19 protein-coding genes and 2 tRNA genes are annotated in these 24,362 nt (G+C 56.8%); 10 read left to right on the top strand and 11 right to left on the bottom strand.

Annotated elements, in window-relative coordinates:
- Positions 1-8 precede the first annotated feature (8 nt).
- The 3 genes from ACR0CZ_RS19380 to ACR0CZ_RS19370 all read right to left on the bottom strand — a co-directional run bounded on the left by ACR0CZ_RS19380 (position 9) and on the right by ACR0CZ_RS19370 (position 7,220).
- Positions 9-977, bottom strand: coding sequence for a Hint domain-containing protein (locus ACR0CZ_RS19380; protein ID WP_480503947.1), 969 nt, complete (start codon positions 975-977; stop codon positions 9-11).
- A 167-nt stretch (positions 978-1,144) separates the two neighbouring features.
- Entirely contained in the window at positions 1,145-5,677 is a 4,533-nt protein-coding gene (gene gltB / locus ACR0CZ_RS19375; protein WP_170399167.1) for a glutamate synthase large subunit, read from the bottom strand.
- Between the two features lie 109 nt (positions 5,678-5,786).
- Positions 5,787-7,220, bottom strand: coding sequence for an NAD(P)-dependent oxidoreductase (locus tag ACR0CZ_RS19370; protein WP_170466699.1), 1,434 nt, complete (start codon positions 7,218-7,220; stop codon positions 5,787-5,789).
- 228 nt (positions 7,221-7,448) lie between these two features.
- On the opposite strand from ACR0CZ_RS19370, the gene ACR0CZ_RS19365 reads away from it, so the two are divergent.
- The gene (locus ACR0CZ_RS19365) at positions 7,449-8,252 is read left to right on the top strand and encodes an undecaprenyl-diphosphate phosphatase (RefSeq protein WP_170466702.1); all 804 of its coding nucleotides are present in this window, start codon (positions 7,449-7,451) and stop codon (positions 8,250-8,252) included.
- Here the strand turns inward: ACR0CZ_RS19365 and ACR0CZ_RS19360 are convergent, their stop codons facing one another.
- The gene (locus tag ACR0CZ_RS19360; RefSeq protein ID WP_170466705.1) at positions 8,253-9,236 is read right to left on the bottom strand and encodes a complex I NDUFA9 subunit family protein; all 984 of its coding nucleotides are present in this window, start codon (positions 9,234-9,236) and stop codon (positions 8,253-8,255) included. It lies immediately after the preceding gene.
- A gap of 198 nt (positions 9,237-9,434) precedes the next feature.
- Here ACR0CZ_RS19360 and ACR0CZ_RS19355 point away from each other — a divergent pair.
- Positions 9,435-9,521 (top strand) — tRNA-Leu (locus ACR0CZ_RS19355).
- 310 nt (positions 9,522-9,831) lie between these two features.
- The gene (hmgA, locus tag ACR0CZ_RS19350; RefSeq protein ID WP_170399180.1) at positions 9,832-11,193 is read left to right on the top strand and encodes a homogentisate 1,2-dioxygenase; all 1,362 of its coding nucleotides are present in this window, start codon (positions 9,832-9,834) and stop codon (positions 11,191-11,193) included.
- Between the two features lie 88 nt (positions 11,194-11,281).
- Here hmgA and ACR0CZ_RS19345 read toward each other — a convergent pair.
- Positions 11,282-11,358: transfer RNA gene (locus tag ACR0CZ_RS19345), tRNA-Arg, on the bottom strand.
- A 114-nt stretch (positions 11,359-11,472) separates the two neighbouring features.
- On the opposite strand from ACR0CZ_RS19345, the gene ACR0CZ_RS19340 reads away from it, so the two are divergent.
- Entirely contained in the window at positions 11,473-12,498 is a 1,026-nt protein-coding gene (locus ACR0CZ_RS19340; RefSeq protein ID WP_170399205.1) for a LacI family DNA-binding transcriptional regulator, read from the top strand.
- 6 nt (positions 12,499-12,504) lie between these two features.
- Positions 12,505-13,719, top strand: a complete 1,215-nt coding sequence (locus tag ACR0CZ_RS19335; RefSeq protein WP_480537239.1) for a winged helix-turn-helix domain-containing protein — start codon at positions 12,505-12,507, stop codon at positions 13,717-13,719.
- On the opposite strand, the gene ACR0CZ_RS19330 is transcribed toward ACR0CZ_RS19335, so the two are convergent.
- Positions 13,712-14,626 carry a helix-turn-helix transcriptional regulator gene (locus ACR0CZ_RS19330; protein ID WP_170399212.1) on the bottom strand — a complete coding sequence of 305 codons (915 nt, stop codon included), beginning with the start codon at positions 14,624-14,626 and terminating at the stop codon, positions 13,712-13,714. The two genes, ACR0CZ_RS19335 and ACR0CZ_RS19330, sit on opposite strands and share 8 nt — an antisense overlap.
- A 163-nt stretch (positions 14,627-14,789) precedes the next feature.
- Positions 14,790-15,224 carry a homoprotocatechuate degradation operon regulator HpaR gene (gene hpaR, locus ACR0CZ_RS19325; protein ID WP_170399215.1) on the bottom strand — a complete coding sequence of 145 codons (435 nt, stop codon included), beginning with the start codon at positions 15,222-15,224 and terminating at the stop codon, positions 14,790-14,792.
- A gap of 127 nt (positions 15,225-15,351) precedes the next feature.
- Here hpaR and ACR0CZ_RS19320 point away from each other — a divergent pair, with 127 nt between their 5' ends.
- Complete coding sequence (locus ACR0CZ_RS19320; RefSeq protein ID WP_170399218.1) at positions 15,352-16,761, top strand: pyridoxal-dependent decarboxylase; 1,410 nt, start codon at positions 15,352-15,354, stop codon at positions 16,759-16,761.
- On the opposite strand, the gene ACR0CZ_RS19315 is transcribed toward ACR0CZ_RS19320, so the two are convergent.
- Positions 16,758-17,900, bottom strand: coding sequence for a DUF3095 domain-containing protein (locus ACR0CZ_RS19315; protein WP_170399221.1), 1,143 nt, complete (start codon positions 17,898-17,900; stop codon positions 16,758-16,760). The two genes, ACR0CZ_RS19320 and ACR0CZ_RS19315, sit on opposite strands and share 4 nt — an antisense overlap.
- Positions 17,901-18,045: 145 nt before the next feature.
- On the opposite strand from ACR0CZ_RS19315, the gene ACR0CZ_RS19310 reads away from it, so the two are divergent.
- The 3 genes from ACR0CZ_RS19310 to ACR0CZ_RS19300 all read left to right on the top strand — a co-directional run bounded on the left by ACR0CZ_RS19310 (position 18,046) and on the right by ACR0CZ_RS19300 (position 21,403).
- Positions 18,046-19,218 carry an MFS transporter gene (locus ACR0CZ_RS19310; RefSeq protein ID WP_170399224.1) on the top strand — a complete coding sequence of 391 codons (1,173 nt, stop codon included), beginning with the start codon at positions 18,046-18,048 and terminating at the stop codon, positions 19,216-19,218.
- Between the two features lie 15 nt (positions 19,219-19,233).
- The gene (locus ACR0CZ_RS19305; RefSeq protein ID WP_170399227.1) at positions 19,234-20,268 is read left to right on the top strand and encodes a glycosyltransferase family 4 protein; all 1,035 of its coding nucleotides are present in this window, start codon (positions 19,234-19,236) and stop codon (positions 20,266-20,268) included.
- Between the two features lie 112 nt (positions 20,269-20,380).
- Positions 20,381-21,403 carry an aspartate-semialdehyde dehydrogenase gene (locus ACR0CZ_RS19300; protein WP_170399241.1) on the top strand — a complete coding sequence of 341 codons (1,023 nt, stop codon included), beginning with the start codon at positions 20,381-20,383 and terminating at the stop codon, positions 21,401-21,403.
- Between the two features lie 143 nt (positions 21,404-21,546).
- Here ACR0CZ_RS19300 and ACR0CZ_RS19295 read toward each other — a convergent pair whose 3' ends face one another.
- From ACR0CZ_RS19295 to ACR0CZ_RS19285, 3 genes are all read right to left on the bottom strand, one after another.
- Complete coding sequence (locus ACR0CZ_RS19295) at positions 21,547-22,239, bottom strand: M48 family metalloprotease (protein WP_480503942.1); 693 nt, start codon at positions 22,237-22,239, stop codon at positions 21,547-21,549.
- A gap of 400 nt (positions 22,240-22,639) precedes the next feature.
- On the bottom strand, positions 22,640-23,176 hold the full coding sequence (locus ACR0CZ_RS19290) for an SRPBCC family protein (protein WP_170399247.1): 537 nt from the start codon (positions 23,174-23,176) through the stop codon (positions 22,640-22,642).
- Positions 23,177-23,262: 86 nt separating this feature from the next.
- Complete coding sequence (locus ACR0CZ_RS19285; protein ID WP_170399250.1) at positions 23,263-23,742, bottom strand: phosphoribosyl-AMP cyclohydrolase; 480 nt, start codon at positions 23,740-23,742, stop codon at positions 23,263-23,265.
- 214 nt (positions 23,743-23,956) lie between these two features.
- Here ACR0CZ_RS19285 and ACR0CZ_RS19280 point away from each other — a divergent pair, with 214 nt between their 5' ends.
- Positions 23,957-24,346, top strand: coding sequence for a hypothetical protein (locus tag ACR0CZ_RS19280; RefSeq protein ID WP_170399254.1), 390 nt, complete (start codon positions 23,957-23,959; stop codon positions 24,344-24,346).
- The last annotated feature ends 16 nt before the right edge of the window (positions 24,347-24,362 follow it).

Raw genomic sequence — 24,362 nt, 5'->3', positions numbered from 1 at the left:
GAAACGGATTATTTCGACAACATCTGTCCGTCGCGCGGTCGCACAACCGGGCGTGCAGTTCTGACTGAGGCTGCTCCGCGCGCCGCCAACTCCGGGAACAAGGCCAATACTTCTGCTTGCGTCCGGCGCTCGACCTGGGTCAGTGCATGTCCCGGGTAGTAGCTTTCACTTTTGGCGCCATTGGCGAACACGATCTCATGTCGCCGGAACAGAATGTGGATATAATCCACCTCGCCCCCTTCGACACGCGTGACTGTTGTTCCGTTCACAAGACAATGGGCAGCGATCAGAACTTCTTCATGGCCAAACAGGTAGGGTGCACGCCAATCATCGATCAGCATCCTGTGCTGCGGCGAAACAAGCAGAGGGCGCGTGAGCCCGAACATCCCTGTCTCGAAGCGAATTGGGGCCAGTTTACCCTCGGCTGCCACCTTGGTACGACCAATCCAGAGCACAGGTTTAGCGCCGCTATCCGCGGTCGTAACCAGATCTCCAAGTTTCAGGTCCTCGACCGGCCGGGGCCCATCGGGGGTTTCAATCAATGTGCCGGGCGTAAAGCAGGGCGGACCGAGATCACCGTTGGCGATATCGACCGAACCAAACGAAGCCCCATCATCGCTAAAATCGGTGACTGAAGAAGAAACAAACGTGCCTTGCTGCAGAACCGATCCGTCTGTTGGGGTAAAAACCTCGCGCCCGTCAGCAAGGTAGAAGGTAACGCCGGTATATGTAACCTGCGCACCACCCGGCAACTCGATCGTCACCATATCATTGAAGTAAGACGCAGTGATATCAGATCCGTCAACCGAGTCTCCATTCAGCCGGTTGATCAGATCATCGTCATTCTGATCGATGATATCAAAGAACTCGACGTTCAGCGTGGATCCAACAACGGTTCCGTTCGCACCCGGATTGGCCGGGTCGAGCACAAAAAACTGGTCTGTATACGTCGTGGGCACACCGATATTCCACTTCACTCACATCATTGGGATAGCAGCATGCCTGCATTTCCCGAATAAACTATGACTAAAGCTAGGCGTTATGCACGGCATTACACAAGAATTGGAAACAATATGGCCAGACAAAAGAATACCCGGCGTGTTGGGAACGACACGCCGGGCCAAAGATTTAGATCTCTCAAGACTTATTCTGCAGGAACCGCCGCCACTTCGGTGGTCAGAGGATGACTGAGCTTGTTCAACATCTCTTTTGGGCAAACCTGCAGGAAGTTGGTCTTTTCCACATCCCAATGCTGTAAGATATCAATGGCTTTGCGGCTGTTGGTCTCCGCGACATGGCGCTCGATCATTGCTTTCAGCTGATCTTCCCAATGGTCCACTGTCACCGGACAGGTGACAAGCGTCTCCATATTCATCAGCGCCTCAGCTTTGCCTTCGGGGTCGTACAGATAAGCCATACCACCCGTCATCCCCGCACCAAAGTTGGCACCGATATCGCCGAGAATAACCGCAACGCCGCCGGTCATGTATTCACATCCGTTCGAGCCGCAGCCTTCGATCACCACTCTGGCACCTGAATTTCGCACCGCGAACCGCTCACCTGCGCGGCCTGCTGCAAATAGGTGGCCATCGGTGGCACCGTATAGGACGGTGTTGCCAATGATGGTGTTATATTCCGCCTTGAGGGGGCTCACCTGCGGGGGCCGCACAACGATCATGCCGCCCGAAAGCCCCTTGCCGACATAGTCGTTGGCATCACCCGAGACCTCCAGCTTGAGACCTGGAGCGGCAAAAGCCCCCAGTGACTGGCCCGCCGAACCCTGCAGCTTCACATGCAAGTGATCGTCCTGGAACGTGTTCCGCATGCCGAAATTCTGGACGATGTGGCTTGAGACACGTGTACCCACGGTCCGATGCGTGTTCTGCACCGCGTAAGATAGTTGCATCTTCTCACCGTCTTTCAGGAAGCGCGCCGCATCGCGCACAATCTCGGCATCCAGCGTATCCGGCACTGCATTACGATCCTTGTCGCGGTTGTAGACGATATCATGTGCGCCATCGACGGTGATTAACAGCGGGTTGAGGTCCAGATCGTCCAGATGCGCCGAGCCCCGGCTGACCTGCGCCAGCAGATCGGCCCGTCCGATGATCTCATCAATCGACCGCGCGCCGAGGCTGGCCAGCAGCTCACGCACTTCCTGAGCATAGAAGGTGATCAGGTTCACCACCTTGTCCGCATTGCCGGTGAACTTGGCGCGCAGGTCTTCGTCCTGCGTACACACGCCGACCGGGCAAGTATTCGACTGGCACTGACGCACCATGATACAGCCCATCGCGATCAGGGCGGCGGTGCCGATACCGTATTCCTCGGCTCCCATCATCGCGGCCATGACGATATCGCGACCGGTGCGCAGACCGCCATCGGTCCGCAGGGTCACGCGGTCACGCAGGTTGTTCATCGCCAGAACCTGATGCGCCTCGGTCAGGCCCATCTCCCACGGCAGACCGGCATATTTGATGCTGGTCGCGGGCGACGCCCCCGTGCCGCCATTGTGGCCCGAGATAAGGATAATATCCGCCTTGGCCTTGGCCACACCGGCGGCAATCGTGCCGACGCCCGAGGATGCCACCAGTTTCACCGTCACCTTGCAGCGCGGGTTGATCTGCTTGAGATCATAGATCAGCTGCGCCAGATCCTCGATCGAGTAGATGTCGTGATGCGGCGGCGGTGAGATCAGAGTCACGCCCTTGGTCGAGTGCCGCAGACGCGCGATCAGGTCGGTGACCTTCATGCCCGGCAACTGACCACCCTCACCGGGTTTCGCACCCTGGGCGACCTTGATCTCCAACTCTTCACACTGGTTCAGGTATTCGGCGGTCACACCGAACCGGCCCGAAGCCACCTGTTTGATCTTGGCCGACGGGTTGTCGCCATTGGGTTCCGGCACAAAATGCGCCGGATCTTCACCGCCTTCGCCCGAGTCGGACTTGGCACCGATCCGGTTCATCGCCACGTTCAGCGTCTTGTGCGCCTCGGGGCTGAGTGCGCCCAGCGACATGCCCGGAGTCACGAACCGTTTGCGGATCGAGGTGATCGATTCAACCTCTTCAATCGGCACCGGCTTGCCCAGCGGCTTGAAATCCATCAGGTCGCGCAGATGGATCGGCGGGTTCGACTGCATCTTGGCCGAATACTGCTTCCACAGCTCATATGAGGCGCGGTTGCAGGCCATTTGCATCATGTGCATCGAGGTCGCTTCCCACGCGTGGGTCTCACCCGATTTGCGCGCTTTGTAGAAGCCACCGATGGGCAGCACGTCCAAACCACTGTCCCAGCCTTTGGCATGGATTTCTTCGGCCTTGGCCTGAATACCGGTGACACCGATACCGGAAATCCGGCTGGTCATGCCGGGGAAATACTCGGCGACCATGGCACGGCTGAGACCAACAGCCTCAAAGTTCAGACCGCCACGGTACGAAGAAATCACCGAAATCCCCATCTTGGCCATGATCTTGAGCAGACCCTGGTCGATGGCTTCGCGATAGCGCGCAACGTTTTCGGTCAGGGTGCCGTCCAGCAGACCACGGTCAATGCGATCAGCCAGTGAGTCTTCGGCCAGATAGGCGTTCACAACAGTCGCGCCACAGCCGATCAGAACCGCAAAGTAATGAGGATCAACACATTCAGCAGACCGCACGTTCAGCGAACAAAAGGTCCGCAAACCCTGACGGGTCAAATGCGAATGCACAGCACTGGTGGCCAGGATCATCGGCATCGCCACACGACCTTGCCCTGAATTCATGTCAGACAGAACCAAGTGACCCGCGCCCGAGCGCACGGCTTCCTCTGCTTCGGCTCTAACACGTGCCAAGGCGGCGCTCAGAGCGCCTCGGCCGGGTTCAAAGCTACAATCGATCTCCGCAAGGGGTGAACCCAGTTGATTGACCAGGGTGTCCCATTGTGCATTGCCGACAAAGGGGCTTTCCAGAACGATGATCTCGGTCTGGCTGCTGTCTTCGTCCAGCACGTTCTTAAGGTTGCCGAACCGCGTCTTCAGCGACATCACACGGTATTCACGCAAACTGTCGATCGGAGGGTTCGTCACCTGGCTGAAGTTCTGCCGGAAAAAGTGGCTGAGCGGGCGGTATTGCTTGGACAGAACAGCCGAGGGCGTATCATCCCCCATCGAAGCCAGCGCCTCTTTGCCGTCCTCTGCCATCGGGGCAAGAATCTGTTCTAGGTCTTCTACAGAATACCCGGCCGCGATCTGACGCTTGCGCAGTTCTTCTCCGGTGAATTTCGGGTGTTCCGTCACGCCCGCAAGTGACTCGTCCAGATCGTTGATCTTGCCGACCCAGTCGCCAAACGGCAGTGCTCGGGCCAGTTTGTCCTTGATCTGCTTGTCGCGGAACAGCTTGCCCTTTTTCATATCGACAGCCAGCATCTGGCCCGGTCCCAGCGCGCCTTTTTCGGTCACGGTGGCCTCATCAATCGGCACCATACCCGCCTCGGACCCCGCGATGACCAGACCATCGCCGGTTACCACATAGCGCATCGGGCGCAGACCATTCCGATCCAAACCGGCACACACCCAGCGGCCATCCGTCATTGCCAGCGCAGCAGGGCCATCCCAAGGTTCCATCACTGAATTGCAGTAGGAATACATGTCGCGCCAGCTTTGCGGCAGCTCGATAGCTTGCTTGGACCAGCTTTCCGGAACCAGCATGGTCTTCGCCATCGGCGCCGAGCGCCCCGCACGCACCAAAACCTCGAATACCGAGTCTAATGCGGCAGAATCCGACGATCCGCCCGCAATGATCGGCTTGATGTCCTCGGCATAGACGCCAAAGCTGTCCGAGGTCATGCGGATCTCGTGGCTTTTCATCCAGTTGATGTTGCCTTTCAGCGTGTTGATCTCACCGTTGTGGGCCAACATACGGAAGGGCTGGGCCAGCCACCATTGCGGGAACGTGTTGGTCGAATAGCGCTGGTGGTAAATCGCAAAAGCGGACTCGAACCGCTCATCCATCAGGTCGGGGTAGAAAACAGCGACCTGCTCGGCCAGCATCATGCCTTTGTAGATGATCGACCGGCAAGACAGCGACGCCAGATACAGCCCCGAGATTCCTGCGGCCAGCGCCGCTTTTTCAATACGGCGACGAATGACATAGAGCTCACGCTCGAATGTCTCTTCATCCACGCCTTTGGAGTTCGAGATCAAAATTTGCTCGATCTCGGGCCGGGTCGCGTTGGCCTTTTCGCCCAGACAGGTCACATCAACCGGCACATGTCGCCAGCCATAAATATAGTAACCCATGCGTAGAACTTCGGTTTCCACGATGGTCCGGCACTGTTCCTGCGCGCCAAAATCCGTGCGGGGCAGGAAAACCTGACCGACAGCAACCAGTTCATCCAAGTTTGGTTCATGACCCGTGCGACGAATCTGATCATAGAAGAATGGGACAGGGATCTGCACATGGATACCTGCGCCATCCCCGGTTTTACCGTCCGCATCCACCGCGCCGCGATGCCAGATTGCCTTTAGCGCATCGATCCCGGCATCCACCACCTTGCGTGACGGCTTACCATCGACGGACACAACAAGGCCCACACCGCATGAGGAATGTTCTTCTTCCTCTGAATAGAGACCGTTTTCTGCCATCCATTTGCGCTTGGCTTCTTCGGCCCGCACCCAATCGGCATCATATTTGGTCATTGGCTGTCTCCTTCTTCCCAAGGGGGCACACAGGCTTTTGTTCATCTGTCGTCGTTCGCTTTCGAACGCATACCCGCTGGGATTTTTCGAATTGCTTTTGCGTTTTGTTTCACTCGGCTGCGATGGCGGATTTGGCGTTAAAACGCTCAATTATGGCATCTGCGCAATCGCGCCCGTCACGGATCGCCCAGACCACCAGCGAAGCACCGCGCACGATGTCGCCGATGGCATAAACGCCCTCCATCTCGGTTGCACCGGTCTGGAACGCAGCTTTGATTGTACCCCAGCGGGTCACAGGCAGATCAGGTTGGCCGAATAAGGTGGGCAGGTCTTCGGGTTCGAAGCCAAGCGCCTTGATCACCAGATCGGCCTCTTCGACATAGTCTGCGCCCTCAATCACTTCGGGAGCCTGACGGCCCGAGGCATCGGGCTGGCCCAGACGCATCTTCTGCACCATGACACCGTTTACTTGCTCATCGCCGGTAAAGCCTTTGGGTGCGCTAAGCCATTCGAAGATCACGCCTTCTTCCTCGGCATTCTGGGTCTCGCGCTGCGAGCCCGGCATATTGGCGCGGTCCCGACGATAGAGGCATTTGACCGACGTCGCACCCTGACGAATCGACGTGCGCACGCAATCCATCGCGGTATCACCCCCGCCGATGACGACCACTTTCTTACCTTCCGCGTTCAGGCGGCCATTGTCGAAGTCATCAACCGCATCGCCAAAACTTTTGCGATTCGAGGCTGTCAGAAAATCGATCGCCTTTTCAATCCCACCCAGACCGCTGCCGGGCATGGACAGATCACGGGATTTGTAGACGCCCGTTGCAATAATCACCGCATCATGTTTCGCGTGGATTTCCGCGAATTTCGCGGCGTCCACATCGCAGTTCAGCTCAAATGCAACACCACCATCTGCCAGCAGGTCATTTCGGCGTTGGACGATATCCTTTTCCAGCTTGAAACCGGGAATGCCGTACATCAGCAGCCCCCCCGCACGGTCATATCGATCATAGACCGTGACCTGAATACCCGCCCGGCGCAGCATATCCGCCGCTGCCAATCCTCCGGGACCACCGCCAATGATACCCACGCTTTCGTCGCGCTCGGCACGGGGCTGAACGGGTTTAACCCAGCCTTTATCCCAGGCTGTATCGGTAATGTATTTCTCGATCGAGCCGATGGTGACCGTACCGTGGCCCGATTGCTCGATCACGCAATTGCCTTCGCACAGACGGTCCTGTGGGCAGATGCGGCCGCAGATTTCAGGGAAAGTGTTGGTAGCCTGGCTTGTTTGATACGCCTCTTCCAACCGCCCGGTTGCCGTCAGGTTCAGCCAATCAGGGATATTGTTGTGCAGCGGACAATGGGACTGGCAATAGGGCACTCCGCACTGGCTGCATCGGCTGGCCTGTTCGGCCGCCTTCTCCGCGGCGTACTCGGCATAGATTTCATCGAAGTCCTCTTTGCGGTCACTGGCGGCACGCTTTTCAGGCATGACACGATCGATCTGCACAAATTTCAGCATCGGTTGCTTGGCCACGGGTCAGACTCCATGAATTGGCTTGGTCAGGGTTCTTTAAGTGAAGTCATTCTGGATGAAAAGTCAACTGTACTGACCTATATTGAGAAAACTGCATCGCTCGATGTTTTTTCAGAGAAATTTGTCGTGTTTTTAGTTCCGATTCGGACCTATCTGGACACTTCACTTTCCCGTTGCCCGCTTATACCCATTGTTCTCAACAAAACGAGCACGGTACCGGCAGAGCAGATGAGCCTTTTTCACTTGATTCTTGTGGCGATCATTCAGGGCGTCACCGAATTCTTGCCTGTATCTTCATCCGGGCACCTGATCCTGCTGCCCCGCCTGACTGGCGCGGATGATCAAGGCCTGGCAATCGATGTCGCCGTCCATGTAGGAACACTTGGCGCGGTTATTCTTTATTTCTGGTCAGATGTGAAACAAGCCCTAGCCGGGATACCCCAAATTATCCGAGGACGAATTGAGACGCCTCAGGCGCGGTTGGCACTGGGCTTGGTCATCGCCACGATTCCGACAGTCATTGCGGGCGGGATCGTGTACCTGACGGGGCTTGAGCAGACTCTACGTTCAGTCGCCGTCATCGGATGGGCGATGCTTGGCTTCGGGTTAGTGCTGTATTGGATGGATCAAAAGGGGGTACAAACCAAACGTAGTTCGGACTGGGGCTTAAAGGACGCAATGATCATGGGGTTGTGGCAGATGTTGGCCTTGATCCCGGGGACTTCACGCTCGGGGATTACGATCACAGGCGCTCGTCAGCTTGGCTATACACGCGAAGATGGTGCGCGGATTGCCATGCTGATGTCGATCCCAACGATTGTCGCTTCGGGCGTCCTGCTTTCGGTCGACGTCGTCCGTGAGGCGGACACACAGCTGGCCAAGGACGGCGCGATTGCCGCAGCCTTCGCCTTTGTTTCGGCTCTGCTCGCGCTTAACCTGATGATGCGGCTTCTGCGCAGCGTCAGTTTCACACCCTATGTGATCTACCGGGTCATCCTCGGAGCAATCCTGCTGGTGATTGCCTATAGCTGATCAGATGCGCAGGTTCTTTGCCGAGTTCTGAATATCGTCATACTGACCCGCGGGGCGGAATTTCCACAGATATTCTGGCAGAACCGACTCCAACGTCGCGGGCTCGATCCCGAGGTTCGAAAAACCTTTAGCGTCATCCGCCACCACATTATCGCGCCGCAGATTCTTAAGTTGGTCACGAGTCAAGATATTGTTCGGAAACAACTGAAAACTGACGAACTTCGCGATATCCAACACACCCGCCATGATTTTCGCCGCCCAGAAAGGCATCCCGATGATGATCCGGCGGCGATGAATTACGTCGAGCATCTGCTGCATCAAGGCGCGGAAACTCTTTACCTCTGGCCCGCCCAGTTCATAAACACCGGCAGACGCTTTGCCCAGAACGCCTTGAACTGCCGCTTGCGCAACATCATCGACATAGACAGGTTGAAATTTCGTTTCCGCCCCAACAAGCGGCAGGAACGGGCTCATCCGTGTCATTCCTGCGAAGCGGTTGAAAAACTGGTCTTCGGTGCCGAAAATGACTGATGGGCGCAGAATGACGGCACCCGGCATGTATTGCAAAACGCCCGCCTCGCCCTGCGCTTTGGTGCGCGCATATTCGCTGTCGGATTCGGGATCCGCACCAATGGCCGAGATATGGACCATGCGGTCAATACCCTGAGCGGCCGCCAGCCGGGCGATCCGTTCGGCACCTTCGGCCTGCACTGCGTCGAACGCATTCTTGCCCAGCTCATTCAATACGCCAACGCAATTCACCACGGCGTCCACACCATGCATCGCTGCAGCGACCGAGGCGTCATCACGGATATTGCACAAGATAGGCTCGACCTGACCAACCGCGCCATAGGGTCTGACGAACATCGCTTCATTGGGCCGCCGCACAGCGACGCGGACACGCCAGCCTTCGGCAGCCATACGCCGCGCGATATATCGGCCGACAAAGCCCGATCCACCGTAAATCGTGACGAGTTTCGACATGATGGCGCTCCTGCTGTCTTGGTCTGAATTGATCTAGCGCCCACGAGCCCGTCGAACAAGGCGCAATAACGCCGCGCTTCTCTGAAAATCCGTCGCGTGAACCAGAAGTTGGGGCACGCATCAAAAAACTTTCAAAAACACCCCCGAATCTGGTTGACGCCCCCTGCCAGTCAGCTTAAACGCCCCTCCACGACACCTGCCCAGGTGGCGGAATTGGTAGACGCGCTAGCTTCAGGTGCTAGTGTCCGTATGGACGTGGAGGTTCGAGTCCTCTCCTGGGCACCAAAATTTCCATGAAATTTGAACCCCTGGCACTTCCGGTCACTTGACCGATGTACAATCAGACTGGTTTGGCCTGTCTGAGTCAATTTCTTTGTTTGACCCCGAGAATCGACCCGTAGCTACCGGAATTAACAATCTCTGTTGCACTACCTTTTGCCAGTCTAAGAAGGACATGGTGCAAGGCTATGGCAATTTCCTGCAAATCAAACTCATCTTTTTTGAAGATACCTTCCCGTCACGCTTGTTAGTTACAAAGTCAACTATTACCACACCGATTAAATTCGATCGTATCTGTCCGGAAGGAACGTGCAAAATGAATGAGCTGACCAAGAATGAACGCATGACAGTTGCCCCATCCTTGAAAGGGCCGCACGAAGGGTACATGCCGGGCTTTGGCAACGATTACGAAACCGAAGCGCTTCCTGATGCTCTGCCCCAGGGTATGAACAGCCCGCAGAAATGCAATTACGGCCTCTATGGTGAGCAGCTTTCAGGCACTGCGTTCACGGCACCCTCGCACCAGAACGAGCGCACCTGGTGCTATCGAATCCGCCCGTCAGTAAAGCATTCACATCGCTATGAAAAAATCGAAGTTCCCTATTGGAAATCAGCGCCAAATGTCGATCCTGACGTTGTCAGCTTGGGACAGTACCGCTGGGATCCGGTGCCCCATACCGGTGAACAGACAACCTGGGTCACGGGCATGCACACCATGACCACTGCCGGGGATGTGAACACTCAGGTCGGGATGGCCAGCCATATCTATATGGTGAATACTTCGATGCAGGATGATTACTTCTTCTCGGCTGACTCCGAGCTGCTGGTGGTGCCGCAAGAGGGCGTTCTGAGATTCTACACCGAATTAGGGATCATCGACCTTGAACCCAAGGAAATCGCTATCATTCCACGCGGCCTTGTCTACCGGGTCGAAGTTGTGGAAGGCCCTGCGCGCGGGTTCGTGTGCGAAAACTACGGCCAGAAATTCGAATTGCCTGGCCGCGGCCCGATCGGCGCCAACTGCATGGCCAACCCGCGTGATTTCAAAGCACCGGTCGCGGCGTTTGAGGACCGCGAAGTGCCTTCAACCGTGACCGTCAAATGGTGCGGCCAGTTTCACCAGACTAAAATCGGTCACAGCCCGCTGGACGTGGTGGCGTGGCATGGCAACTATGCACCCGTTAAATACGACCTGCGTACCTATTGCCCGGTCGGAGCCATCCTGTTCGATCATCCGGATCCGTCGATTTTCACCGTTCTAACCGCACCTTCAGGCCAGCCCGGCACCGCAAATATCGACTTTGTTCTGTTCCGCGAGCGCTGGATGGTCATGGAAGATACCTTCCGCCCGCCTTGGTACCACAAGAACATCATGTCCGAACTGATGGGCAATATTTACGGCCAATATGATGCTAAACCGCAGGGCTTTGTTCCCGGTGGTATGAGTCTGCACAACATGATGCTGCCCCATGGACCGGATCGCGAAGCCTTTGAAAAGGCGTCGAATTCAAACCTGGGGCCAGACAAACTGGAGAACACCATGTCCTTCATGTTCGAAACCCGCTTTCCGCAACATCTCACAGCTTTCGCCGCCAATGAGGCACCACTGCAGGACGATTACATCGACTGTTGGAGCGACATCGAAAAGAAATTCGACGGCACACCCGGCAAGAAGTGACGAGGGTATAATTCCTTCGTCTCCCAAAGGGCAGAGATTTAGAACGCTTGATCTGTAACGCATTTAATCGGGTACGTTCAGAAAAGCTTGGCGACCCCGGCAGGATTCGAACCTGCAACCTGCCCCTTAGGAGGGGGCTGCTCTATCCAGTTGAGCCACGGGGCCGCGCGTCGTTTTCTCTAGCGGGGTTTTTTCAGATTGTCATGGGCTTTGCACAACAGTTGAACAATTCGCCCTGTTCACGCTACCATCGGCCAAACAAACAATGCAGGTATCTCGGTGACAACAGAAACAAAACGCCCGCTTACCCTTCGTGATGTCTCGGAAGCGTCCGGAGTATCCGAAATGACCGTTAGCCGGGTGCTACGTAATCGCGGGGATGTGTCGGATGCCACCCGTACCCGTGTTTTGGCCGCCGCAAAAGAGCTGGGATATGTGCCCAACAAGATCGCGGGAGCATTGGCGTCAAGCCGGGTGAATCTGGTCGCTGTGATCATCCCGTCATTGTCAAATATGGTCTTCCCCGAAGTTCTAACCGGTATCAATCAGGTGCTGGAAGATACTGAACTGCAGCCGGTGGTTGGCGTCACGGACTATCTGCCAGAAAAAGAAGAAAAAGTGCTGTACGAGATGCTCTCGTGGCGGCCCTCAGGCGTGATCATTGCCGGGCTGGAGCATACCGAAGCCGCGCGCGCTATGCTGGATTCAGCTGGCATACCGGTGGTCGAGATCATGGATACCGATGGCAAACCGGTGGATGCGATGGTGGGAATCTCTCACCGCCGCGCCGGGCGCGAAATGGCGCAGGCAATCCTGAAAGCGGGCTACGAGCATATCGGGTTTATGGGCACCAAGATGCCGTTAGACCACCGTGCCCGTAAACGGTTCGAAGGGTTCACCGAAGTATTGGGCAAGCACGGGATCGAGATTGAGGACCGTGAATTTTATTCGGGTGGCTCAGCGCTGGCCAAGGGGCGCGAGATGACACAAGCGATGCTGGAACGCTCGCCCGAGTTGGATTTTCTGTATTATTCCAACGATATGATCGGCGCGGGTGGGCTGCTGTATTTGCTGGACCAAGGGATCGATGTGCCCGGTCAAATCGGATTGGCCGGATTCAACAATGTGGAGCTGCTGCAGGGGCTACCACGCAAGCTGGCCACCATGGATGCCTGCCGGACCGAGATTGGGCGCACCGCGGCCGAGATCATTGCGGCGAAGCTGGCCGATCCGGATTCCGAGGTTGAAACCCGCGTTACCCTAACCCCCAAGATCAGCTATGGCGACACGCTGAAACGGCGATAACGCCAGATGGCGCAGCAACGTCTGGACAACCGCGCTGCGCGGGCGCTGTTCATGGATCGGCACGCGCTTTTGGAACAGCCTACCGGAAGTTCCAAAGGCGATGACTTGTTACAGCTGATCCATCGTTTAGGGTTTGTCCAGCTTGACAGTATCAACACCGTCGCCCGCGCGCATGACATGATCCTATATGCGCGTAAGCCCAGCTATCGCGCGCGCCACCTCAAACACCTCTATGAACGCGACCGCGCGCTGTTTGAGCATTGGACGCACGATGCGGCGGTGATTCCAATGGAATTCTATCGCCACTGGCATCTGCGGTTCCTGCGCGATGCCGACATGCTGAAAGCTCGTTGGAAGAACTGGCGGCGAGACGGGTTTGAGCAAAAGTTCGAAACCGTCCTACAACATATCCGCGACCATGGTCCGGTTGGCTCGTCCGATGTGGGAAAGGACGAGAAAAAGGGTTCTGGCGGTTGGTGGGACTGGCATCCATCCAAGACCGCGCTGGAATATCTCTGGCGATCCGGCGCGCTGACCGTGGTTGGACGCGATGGGTTTCAGAAACGCTATGACCTGACAGAGCGGGTTATAGAAACTCAACTTTGCCCCGGCAATTTGCACAGCGACGCAAATGAAACTGTGGATTGGTTGTGTAACGCCGCACTCGACCGGCTGGGGTTCGCCACATCTGGAGAGCTTGCCGCGTTCTGGGATACGGTAAGCGCTGCCGAGGCAAAATCCTGGTGCCAACAGGCTCTAACACAGGGTGAAATCGAAGAGATCTGCGTCGAATGCGCAGACGGGCGGGAACGAAAAGTGTTTGCCCGCCCCGGTCTATGTGAACACGCAGTGGCGCTGCCGGATGCGCCGGGCCGGATCAGAGTTCTCAGCCCTTTTGACCCTATGTTGCGTGACCGGAACCGGGCCGAGCGGTTGTTTGGATTCCACTATCGTATCGAGGTGTTCGTCCCCGAACCCAAGCGTACCTACGGCTATTATGTCTTTCCGTTGATTGAGGGGCACCGGTTGATCGGACGCGTCGACATGAAGGCCCAGCGAGACCGTGGACTGTTGCAAGTCCGATCCGTATGGCCAGAACGGTCGGTGCGTTGGTCTGACGCAAGAACCCGCCGCCTGCAGGCCGAATTGGACCGGGTACGGCGATTTGCGGAACTGGACGGGGTGAAATTTGAAAAGGATTGGCTGAAAGATCCTAAATAGAACCCAATTTTTCGATCAGGAAACCTTGTTCCTCAATCAGTAGGCGCAGCTCGTTCAGCGAAACATGGGGCGCCCTGCCCGATGTATCCAGCTGCGCATTTGCCCGCCCATACAAAGCCTCGCGACTGGCCAATATGTTCTTGAGCTGTTCCATCGCCTTGGGATTTCCGGCCATCGGGCGTTCGTCGCCTTGGGCGCGCACGCGATCCATATGCTCGGTCGGTGACGCGCGCAGCCAGATGGTGTGAAACCGGCCAAGCAGGGTAGCATAGGTCGAAGGCTCTGATACGATCCCGCCCGCGACTGCCAGTACGACCCGATCATGCTCTGCAATCACCCGATCCAGCGCCTGCGCTTCCAGATTGCGATACCCGTCTTGCCCGTAGAACGCCATCACTTCAGACATGGGCATGCCGGCCATCTCTTCAATCATGGCTGTGAGTTCAACAAACGGCAGTCTTTGTGCGGCAGCCAGCATAGCACCAAGAGTTGACTTACCCGCTCCGCGTAATCCAATCAGACAAACCCGATGCGCACGTGCATCCTCATCTGGGTGAGGTTGCAATGCACGCCTGACGCTTTCTTTGACGTCGTCGCTGGCTTGTCGGAAAAGCTCAACTATCTGCAAAGCATCCGAATCCCACGGATCATCTTCACCAATCAACCATTCGGCTTTGTAATCCAGTGCCTGTGCGACACGGTGCAACACGCCGATCGAGATGTTGCCCTCACCCGCCTCAAGCTGCGCCAAATAGCGTGGGGAAACGCCCGAGTTCTCAGACAGAATCCGGCGCGGGATGCCTCGCATTTGACGCGCCCGGCGTACTCGCGCGCCCACTCGCTCGCTTAAATCCTGCTTTGCAATATGTGCAGGCAGTGCCGGTTCTGGCGGTTTGGGCCCATCCATCTGCATTGAACCGTTTGTTAAAGGTAAGGATGAGGCTACGACGCGAACCATCTACGGGCAACGAATATTACCTTCTCCGCCCACAATGCTTATCGTTTGGGGCCCTGAACGAGGTCTGAACGACGACAAGCAGTTTGGTTAGAGCCTGTTCTGAGCATTGCGCTCAGCCTTCCAGCTGGTGAAGCTCTACCAGAAGGTCCAGCAACTTCTCGTGCTGCTCTGCCCCGAGCAAAGAGCGGGTGTGTTCCGCCAGCTCCAACATTTCCGCCAGATTTGCGTCGATAATATGCAACCCATTCTCGCTGATTTCGACAATCTGTCGGCGGCGGTCTTTGGTATCCGGCCGCCTCATGATCAGCTTGCTGTCTTCGAGCTTTTTCAGAATGCGCGTCAGGCTGGGCAACAAGAGGCAGGCGCGCTCGGCGATCTGAGTAGGCTCCTGAGGTCCTTCTTCCTGCAAAACGCGCAGAACGCGCCATTGTTGCTCGGTGACGCCAGCATCCGTTAGCACACCACGAATAGGCCCCATCACCTTTTCCCGAGCGCGCAACAACGCTATCGGCAATGATCGGGACGTCTGTGGTAAGTTCTTTGACATATGGAATTTTCGCGCAATTCCAAATATTTCGCAATAGAACGTTGGTTGTGGTTGAGTTTCGTTTACTGGACTTTACTTAACTTGTTTAGCATATGATACTGACAAAAAGGCTACCGAGGCGGATAAGATGAAATGGAATGAATTCTCCGATTGGGGCAAGAAGGTTGCCGAGTGGACGCAAGACTATCACCTGACGGTGGGCGACAAGCCCGTGCGCGCCCGGACCGAGCCGGGCGATATCCTGAACGCTCTGCCCGCGCATCCCCCTGAGCAGGGCGAGCCGATCGAGGACATCTTTCATGATTTCGAACAAATCGTGATGCCCGGCATTACCCATTGGCAACACCCTCGGTTCTTCGCCTACTTCAATTCGAACGCCTCGGCCCCGTCTGTTCTGGCCGAGTTCCTGGCCAGCGCCATCGCGCCGCAATGTATGCTGTGGCAGACCTCGCCCGCCGCAACCGAGATGGAAACACGAATGATGGACTGGCTGCGCGAAGCGCTGGACCTGCCCAAAGGTTTTGCCGGGGTCATTCAGGATTCGGCGTCATCTGCGACATTGGCGGCTGTGCTGACCATGCGCGAGAAGGCGATGAACTGGCAGGGCAACACGCTGGGGCTGTTCGGTCAAAAGCCACTGCGCATTTATTGCACTTCCGAGGTTCATACCTCAATCGACCGCGCAATCTGGGTTGCGGGGATCGGACAGGACAATCTAGTGCGCATCCCCGTGCAAGGTGATTGGCGTGGAATGAACCCCGAGGCGCTTGAAGCAGCGATTCAATCAGATTTAGAGTCTGGTTTCCACCCGGCGGGCGTGATCCTTTGTGTTGGAGGGACCGGAACCGGGGCAACTGATCCAGTGGATCGCTGCCTTGCGATCGCACAGAAATACGGCCTTTATTCCCATGTCGATGCAGCCTGGGCGGGGTCGGCGATGATCTGCCCCGAATATCGTCACTACTGGCCGGGGATCGATCAGGCCGACAGCATTGTATTCAATCCCCATAAGTGGCTGGGCGTGCAATTCGATTGCTGTGCGCATTTCCTGAAAAACCCCGATGATCTGGTCCGCACGCTTGCGATCAGCCCGGAATATCTGAAAACCCACGGCAAGGACGGGATCATCAATTACTCGGAATGGTCGGTGCCATTGGGACGTCGGTTCCGCGCGCTGAAACTGTGGTTCGTCATCCGCACCTATGGGCTGGAGGGGCTGCGCGAACGGCTGCGGAATCACGTCAATTGGTCGCGCGCGCTGCATGACCGTTTAGCAGCAGAACCGGATTTTCGGATCGTGACGCCTCCAATGTGGTCTCTTTGGACCTTCCGATACGAGCCGGATGGGGCCGACGATCTGGATGACCTGAACCTGCGGCTGGTGAATGCAATCAATGATGATGGGCGGATCTACCTGACACAGACCCGCGTGGATGGCGATCTGGTCATCCGCTTTCAGGCCGGTCAGTTTGAAACCACAGAACAGGACGTGATGATGGCCTATGACGTGATCACTGAAATCGCTCGAGGGCTTTAGGCCCTCATTGACGCTGCAGCCTGAGCGTATCCCCCCGAGGCCCCGTCAACAAAGTGCACATGGTCGTCGCGTATGGCCGATGGAACAAAGCAGGTCATCATCGCCTCTTGCTGGGCGTGCATGCCATATCTGATTTTGCCTTTTGTTTGCGCGTCGTCCAGCATCTGAGTGAGCTTTTCCAACGTGCTCGAGTCACAATCCAGCGTCATTTTCAGACCGTCATCAAACTTTCGGAAATCAGCGTTGCGACTGACCATCTCTTTGTAATGCTTGGGTTCGAATTGACCCAGGCGCATCCCGGTTTTGAACAACAAGCCGATCAACATATTCCCGATCATCAAGCGTGTTTTCTGCATCAGAAGATTCCGACCCGCGCGTGAGACATGGGCATCGATATCGACGCCGGGCGGAGGGAAACTCATCGGAGGTCCTTTGGCCGGAACCGGGTGACCGGCGCGTTCTAGCCCTTCGGCGACGGACAGGATGGATTGAGTCAGGGCGGCGAATTCAGCCTCATTAGACTCTGATGTAGGCTGAATAACCAGTGAAACGATCTGACCAACCCTCGCTGGACTGTTGGACCAACGACAAGATAGGCCGGTCAGATCGGGCTGCGCGTCAGGTCCGGCTGGTTGCACAACAAGTTGCCCGGATTTCATCTGAGCCTCGGCCCAGGCCAGTCCCCCGCCGGTAAACATCGCATAGTCAACGCCGGTGGACGGCGCAAAGCGCGCAACACGCAGATCACGTCCAGCGGCGCGGATGTCGGCCACCGAAACCAGCGCCGCGCGCAGAGTGATGGCGAATTCCGTTTCGGCCCAGCTTTGCAATGTTGCCAGCGTATCCCGCGCGATCTCGGCATCCTCACCCGATACGGCGAATCCAGCACCATCACCACCGAAGACATACGGAAATATGCGCCCGCCCAGCGCATTGATCATGCCTGAAATCACGGCCGCCCCCACCATGTTGACGGTCTTGTACCGGCCCCGCGCGATTTCACCGGTCGAATCTACGATATCGGCGACGCCCAGAACCCATGTCTCTGGCAAAGGTGTGAACTGCGCGGGGTCACTGAGGCTGAGGAAATTGTCCGAAATGGGGACGGAGTCATAAAATACAGAGTCTGAGAGGGTCATAACACACTCGGGAAATCCAAAATCTGCCGTGATGATAGCTCAATTGTGAAGAATGTCCGCCCCAATCGATTCAATCATGGCACTTGTGCCGATCAACGCGGCGTGCCAAGCATCGGGGCGGGGCAGCTAGACAATAGGTCAAGAAATGCAGGCAGGTTTGGTGATCTTGTGTCTGGCCTATGTACTCAGCCAGTTTTTCCGCGCTTTTCTGGCAGTTTTGAGCACCGATCTGGGACGCGATATCGGCGCAACACCCGAAGACCTCGCCTTTGCCTCAGGTCTTTGGTTTCTAATCTTTGCGGCGATGCAGATCCCGGTGGGCTGGGCACTGGACCGCGTCGGTCCTCGGCGCAGTTCTGCGGTGCTGCTGCTGATCGGCGGGGCTGGCGGGGCTGGCCTGTTCGCGGTCGCAACGACCCCATTCCATGTGGCACTCGCCATGGCGCTGATCGGGGTAGGATGCTCGCCGGTTCTGATGGCATCCTACTATATCTTTGCACGAGAGTTTCCGCCCGCCAAATTCGCCACGCTCGCCGCCGTGATGCTGGGCGTAGGGTCTGTCGGCAATCTGGTCGCCTCATACCCCACGGCGCTGGCGGTCGAGCTGATGGGCTGGCGCGCTACGCTGGCCGGTCTGGCGATCATCTCTGCCGCAGTGGCTGCGGGGATCTGGCTGACGGTACGTGACCCTAAAAAGGCCGAAACCGAGCAAAAAGGATCACTTCTGGACCTGCTGAAAGAACCTGCGCTGTGGACCATTCTGCCGCTCATGCTTGTGTCTTATGCGCCATCGGGTGCGATCCGAGGGCTTTGGGCCGGGCCGTATTTGAATGACGTGTTCGGGCTCAGCACCGCTCAGATCGGGACGGCAACGTTGATCATGGGGGCCGCGATGATCGCGGGAACCTTCGCCTATGGGCCGCTGGACCGTATGCTGGGCACCCGGAAATGGGTGATCCTGGGCGGTAACGTGTTAGGGGCCACGACGCTCGGCCTGTTGTGCCTGTGGGTCGACAGCGGCGTTTGGGTCTCGGTGCTGCTGTTGGCAGTGATCGGCTTTCTGGGCGCCAGTTTTCCGGTGATCATGGCCCATGGCCGGGCCTTCGTGCCGCCGCATCTGGTCGGGCGGGGCGTGACCCTGCTGAACCTTTTTGGCGTCGGCGGCGTCGGTCTGGCGCAATTTGCCACCGGACGCATCCATGCGGCCAGCGCCGGGATCAACCCCTCAGCGCCTTATACGGCGATCTTCGGCTTTTTCGCGGTCACTCTTGCCATTGGCTGCGTGATCTATCTATTCAGTCGGGACAGCGTAGACTGAAACCGGAGACCGCCCGTGCAAGATATTGAGGTGATCGCGCCCAATCTGAAGCATTCCCTGTCGGGCGTGACAACCACGGTGATCCGACTGCTGCCAATCCAGCAGAAAATGATCGGCATCCGCGCCACCGGTCCCGGCCTGCCGGCAGATTTGCCCCATATCAGACTCTGGAAACTGTTGTTTCTACCCAATCGCAAACGGGTCTGGCATGCACGCCGGAATACCGAAATGCTGATGGGTCTGATCCTGCGCACTGTGTTCCGACGCAACTATAAACTGCTGTTCACTTCGGCCGCGCAACGTGACCATTCCGGATTCACCAAGCAGCTGATTTCGAAAATGGACGCGCTGATCGCGACGACGCCTCAGGCCGCTTCCTTTCTGGAGCATCCCGCAACCGTCATCATGCACGGTGTGAACACCAAACTGTTCCATCCCACCGATGACAAACACGCTTTGCGCCAGAAGCTCGGCTTGCGAGATGGCCTGCTGATCGGCTGTTTTGGCCGTATCCGCCCTCAGAAAGGGGTGGACCTGCTGGTCGATGCCGCCCTGAAGGTGCTGCCTAATCACCCCGATGCGCATGTGATCTTCACCGGGCGCGCCACCAAAGAGTTCGAAGCGTTTCAGGCTGAACAGGAACAAAAGCTGCAGGATGCCGGGCTTGGCGACCGCGTGCATTTTCTGGGTGAACGCCCTTGGGATGAGATTGTCGAGACCTACAGCGCGCTCGACCTGTTCGTCGCCCCTGCGCGACACGAAGGTTTCGGCCTGACCCCGCTGGAGGCGATGGCCTCGGGTGTACCCGCCATTGCCTGCGATGGGGTTGGCGCGTTCAGTGCGCAGATCAAGGATGGCGAGACGGGTCGATTGGTCGAGAAAGACAATGCCTCAGCACTAGCCGAAGCGCTAGAGGATATGGTGCAGGACCGCGCCGCGCTGGCCGCCGCCGGGCAAACTGCGCGTGCCCATGTTGAACAGAATTTTCGAATCGAGGGCGAGGCGCAGGCCATCGTAAAGGTCTATCGGCAGCTTCTGGACGCGGACTAGTCCCCGGCAACCGTGACAAATCGGTGTGCGCAGGCGAAATATGCCCCAAAGGCCCTTTTTTCTTCGCCGCAACGCAGCTATGAACGCGCGTCCTTAACTTTGGAGACATGAAATGGGCTATCGCGTCGTAGTCGTCGGCGCCACGGGTAACGTGGGCCGCGAAATGCTGAACATCCTGGCGGAACGCCAGTTCCCCGTCGATGAACTTGCCGCTCTGGCAAGCCGTCGTTCGCTGGGCACCGAGGTGACTTTTGGCGACAAGACGCTCACTACCAAAGACCTGGACACCTTCGATTTCACCGGCTGGGACATGGCGCTGTTTGCCGTGGGTTCCGAGGCCACCAAGGTCTACGCCCCCAAGGCGGCGGCGGCTGGCTGCGTGGTGATCGATAACTCGTCGCTCTATCGCTATGACCCGGACATTCCGCTGATCGTGCCGGAATGTAACCCCGAGGCGATCCACGACTATAAAAACAAAAACATCATCGCCAACCCCAACTGCTCGACCGCGCAGATGGTCGTCGCGCTGAAGCCTCTGCATGACCGTGCCAAGATCAAGCGCGTGGTTGTGTCGACCTATCAGTCGGTGTCGGGCGCCGGTAAGGAAGGCATGGATGAGCTTTGGGATCAGACCAAGGCCATCTATAATCCCACGACCGAGGTTGAACCGAAGAAATTCCAGAAGCAGATTGCCTTCAACGTCATTCCGCAGATCGACGTCTTCATGGAAGACGGCTCGACCAAGGAAGAGTGGAAGATGGTTGTCGAGACCAAAAAGATCGTCGATCCGTCGATCAAGGTCACCGCAACCTGCGTTCGCGTTCCGGTATTCGTCGGCCACTCCGAGGCCGTGAACATCGAGTTCGAAGAGTTCCTCGACGAAGACGAAGCCCGCGACATCCTGCGCGAAGCACCGGGCATCATGGTGATCGACAAGCGCGAAGCCGGTGGCTACGTCTCGCCCATCGAATGCGCGGGCGACTTCGCCACCTTCATCAGCCGTATCCGTCAGGACTCGACCATCGAGAACGGCCTGAACCTGTGGTGCGTATCCGACAACCTGCGCAAAGGCGCGGCGTTGAACGCTGTTCAAATTGCAGAATTGCTGGGCCGTGAAGTTCTGAAGAAGGGGTAACCTTCGCCAGTTGGTTATGACTCTATTAAACCCCGCTGCACCGCCAGTGGGGTTTATTATTTTGTGGACGGGCAGAGATGGCAATATTGCGGGGCAAAGCCGCCCTGTGCATGCGTTGCCATTGCCTATCCAGCACCAGTTGGTCAGCCACCGATCTGGGACATTGTCGCTTTTACCGCATGGTATCTTTGAGAGTTTGGGGGATGCGTCCCCAGAAAGCGATCACCAGGATCAGGAACTCGTGCGAAGTACAGCGCACCCTTGAGTGGATCATAACCCGCTTTGTAGGCTATTACAGTGCCTAGTCGATCAGCTTCCAATTCAAAGTTCTTTGAATAGCTGCGGCCGCCAACAAAGGCTCCAATGTCTTGTGCTGCGGCAATGTCATTCGGCCCTGACCCCGCAATTGTTGCTAGACCGGCCAAAAGCACCGCACCAGCCGCCGCATTTTGGGCCTGTCGCGCCAAATGCCCTTGAATGTGGTGAGCGGCCTCATGCGCCATAACAAATGCAAGTTCGTCAGTGTTGTTTACATTCCCTATCAGCGCTTGAGTCATTGTGATAACGGGGCGCCCCGACTTGCTTAAACTCTGATACGCGTTTGAGGGTGCTTTTTTGTCTGGATCAATGCGGATCAAAAAATCACAATTCACATTCTTAGTGCGGCGGCGGCATTCTCGTTCTGCCACAGGTTCTATTCGTGAGGCGACCTGACGGAACCTTATTTGTGCCTGTTGTGAACTGACGGGCGCGCTCGCGCGACCGGGGTTTGGAATAGGTGCTGATGGAGGAGTGGTGGTTGAAGCGCATCCCGCTAATGCCAAAACAGCTAACATCAATACCGTTCGCCTCATAAACACACCTTTCCAAATGTTCAGAGCATCAAAATCGAATCTGTGGCTTTCGAGAAACCAACTTGCACATTCGAACCTACGGTCTTCACGATTTGATATTCAATAACAGACGGGTTGTCGGTGGTCGCCCCGATAAGCTGTCGTCAAAATGGTAGGCACTACAAATGGCATTGAAGCGAAGGACCAACCGATCCACGCCCCGTTCTGTATGGGCTTGAACCGAGTTGAACACCGCATCAGCGGAGGCGATTTGCGCTGCACGATGGCTTGATCCCAGCCTCCTGCGCGGCAAAGGGACTGCTATGAGCGCACGTACAGTTCAACAATCGTTTCTGGTATGGCCTCAAAGCAGTCATCAGAGAGATGCCTCCTGCCTGATCGTTCACCCCTGTCCCTCGACCAGCGTCTTCAAATTCTCCAACCCGCGCTCGTAATCTCCGCCGACCCAATTGTCCATCATTAGGCCCATCCAGCGGGACATGGGGTTCATACCAAGGTCGGATACGAATCCCCAGGTAACCTGTGTGCCTGATCCTTCGGGCCGCAACTGGAACGAGGCGGTGGCTGTCCCCATCGGGCCAAAATCCAGTGCGGTTTGCACGGACTGATCCTGGGTGCTCTCGGTGATTTCCTGCGAACCGGTGCCCACCTGCGGGTTATCCGAGGCCCAGTTCAGTGTGTTTCCGACACCCGCTTCCGGGCCACTATAGCTCAGCTTGGTTTCGGGGTCTCGGGACAGCCAGGGGGACCATTTCTCGGTCTCCTGCATCGAATTCACATAGGGAAAGATCGCCGAGGCTGGTGCGTCGATTGTGATGCTGCGGGACACCTCGGCCTGACCAGGCAAAAGATATGATACTCCGACAAGCGCCAGAATGATCACCAGTAGGGTGACGAGAATACGTTTAATCAATTTCATGAGCTCGATCCGATTCTGACAACATCATCGGAAACATATCAAAAAATCGACGTAATTTCAGAGGCCCGATCGTATGGCCCGCAGGATCAGGCCGGTGGCTGGTAAGGCAGCGACGAATGGTGCAGCACGATGCGAAGCACTCCGTCAGCGTCTTTTTTGTAGCCGAAGCTTTTGTCGACTTGCGTTATGTTACCTTGGCTATCCGTCAGAATGACCTTGCCCATCCACATGGCGACATCGCCTTCGACGAAGCTGGCCGATGTCTCACTTGCCATTTCGCGCCAACCCTTGATTCCGAAACCGCCATCAAGCGGAAATTCGGCATCGTGACCGACAAAATAGGCCAGTGCACCGTGGCGAGTCGGGCGAAAGGTTTGATCTCCGGATGCCATAGTTGGTTTGAACAGGACCGGACCCAGATTATAGCCGTATGCCGCATCTAGAACACCCTCGGCAACGGAACGGGCCGCATCGATCCCACCGTCTTCAAAAGCTTTGGAGATCGCAATCAACCCATCGCCCCAGGCGGTACGGGCAGCGGCCAGCTCGTCAGTGGTAATCGGCATGATCCTGTCCTTCTCTGTCCGGTTTCTATGGTACTGGCAGCAAGTGAGCGTCAACGCAAGAGGTGTGACCTGACTCTCGCCCGGTTTTGCCCACAGAACCGCGTGGAAGCCTGAATTCTCAGAAAATTCGACCCATTCTTTTGAACCGGTGCAAGGTTTTGCAAAGTATTTTGCCGCCAATCTCTGACAGTGCCGTGGGGGCACTTCAATTGGGGTGAATGTGGTGGACAAGATTATCACACTGGAACAGAAAGAACCCGTGCGTCTGGACCCGGACCGCCTGAGCAGCCTGTACAATCAGCTCGGCGACACCAACGCGATGGACGTGCTGTGCCGCACGGTTGAAGAACTGGCGTTGCGGCTGTCGAATTGTGAACGGTTTTGGCGGCAACGCGATTGGGCCGGGCTGCGCAAATGCGCAAAATCTCTCGTGGCCATATCCGAGCAAATCGGCATGACAGCACTGGCACGTGTGGCAGGCGATGTAGCCTGTACTGTCGACGCTGGCGATGCTGTGGCGACAGGGGCGACTCTGAGCCGCCTAATCCGGGTGGGTGAGCGATCGCTGACCGCCGTCTGGGACCAGCAAGATCTATCCGTCTGAGGGGGGTTGCGAGTGC

The sequence above is a fragment of the Ruegeria sp. H9 genome (assembly GCF_056532915.1).
The sequence above is the reverse complement of the archived record's forward strand: the minus strand, read 5'-3'. Positions and strand labels throughout refer to the sequence as shown.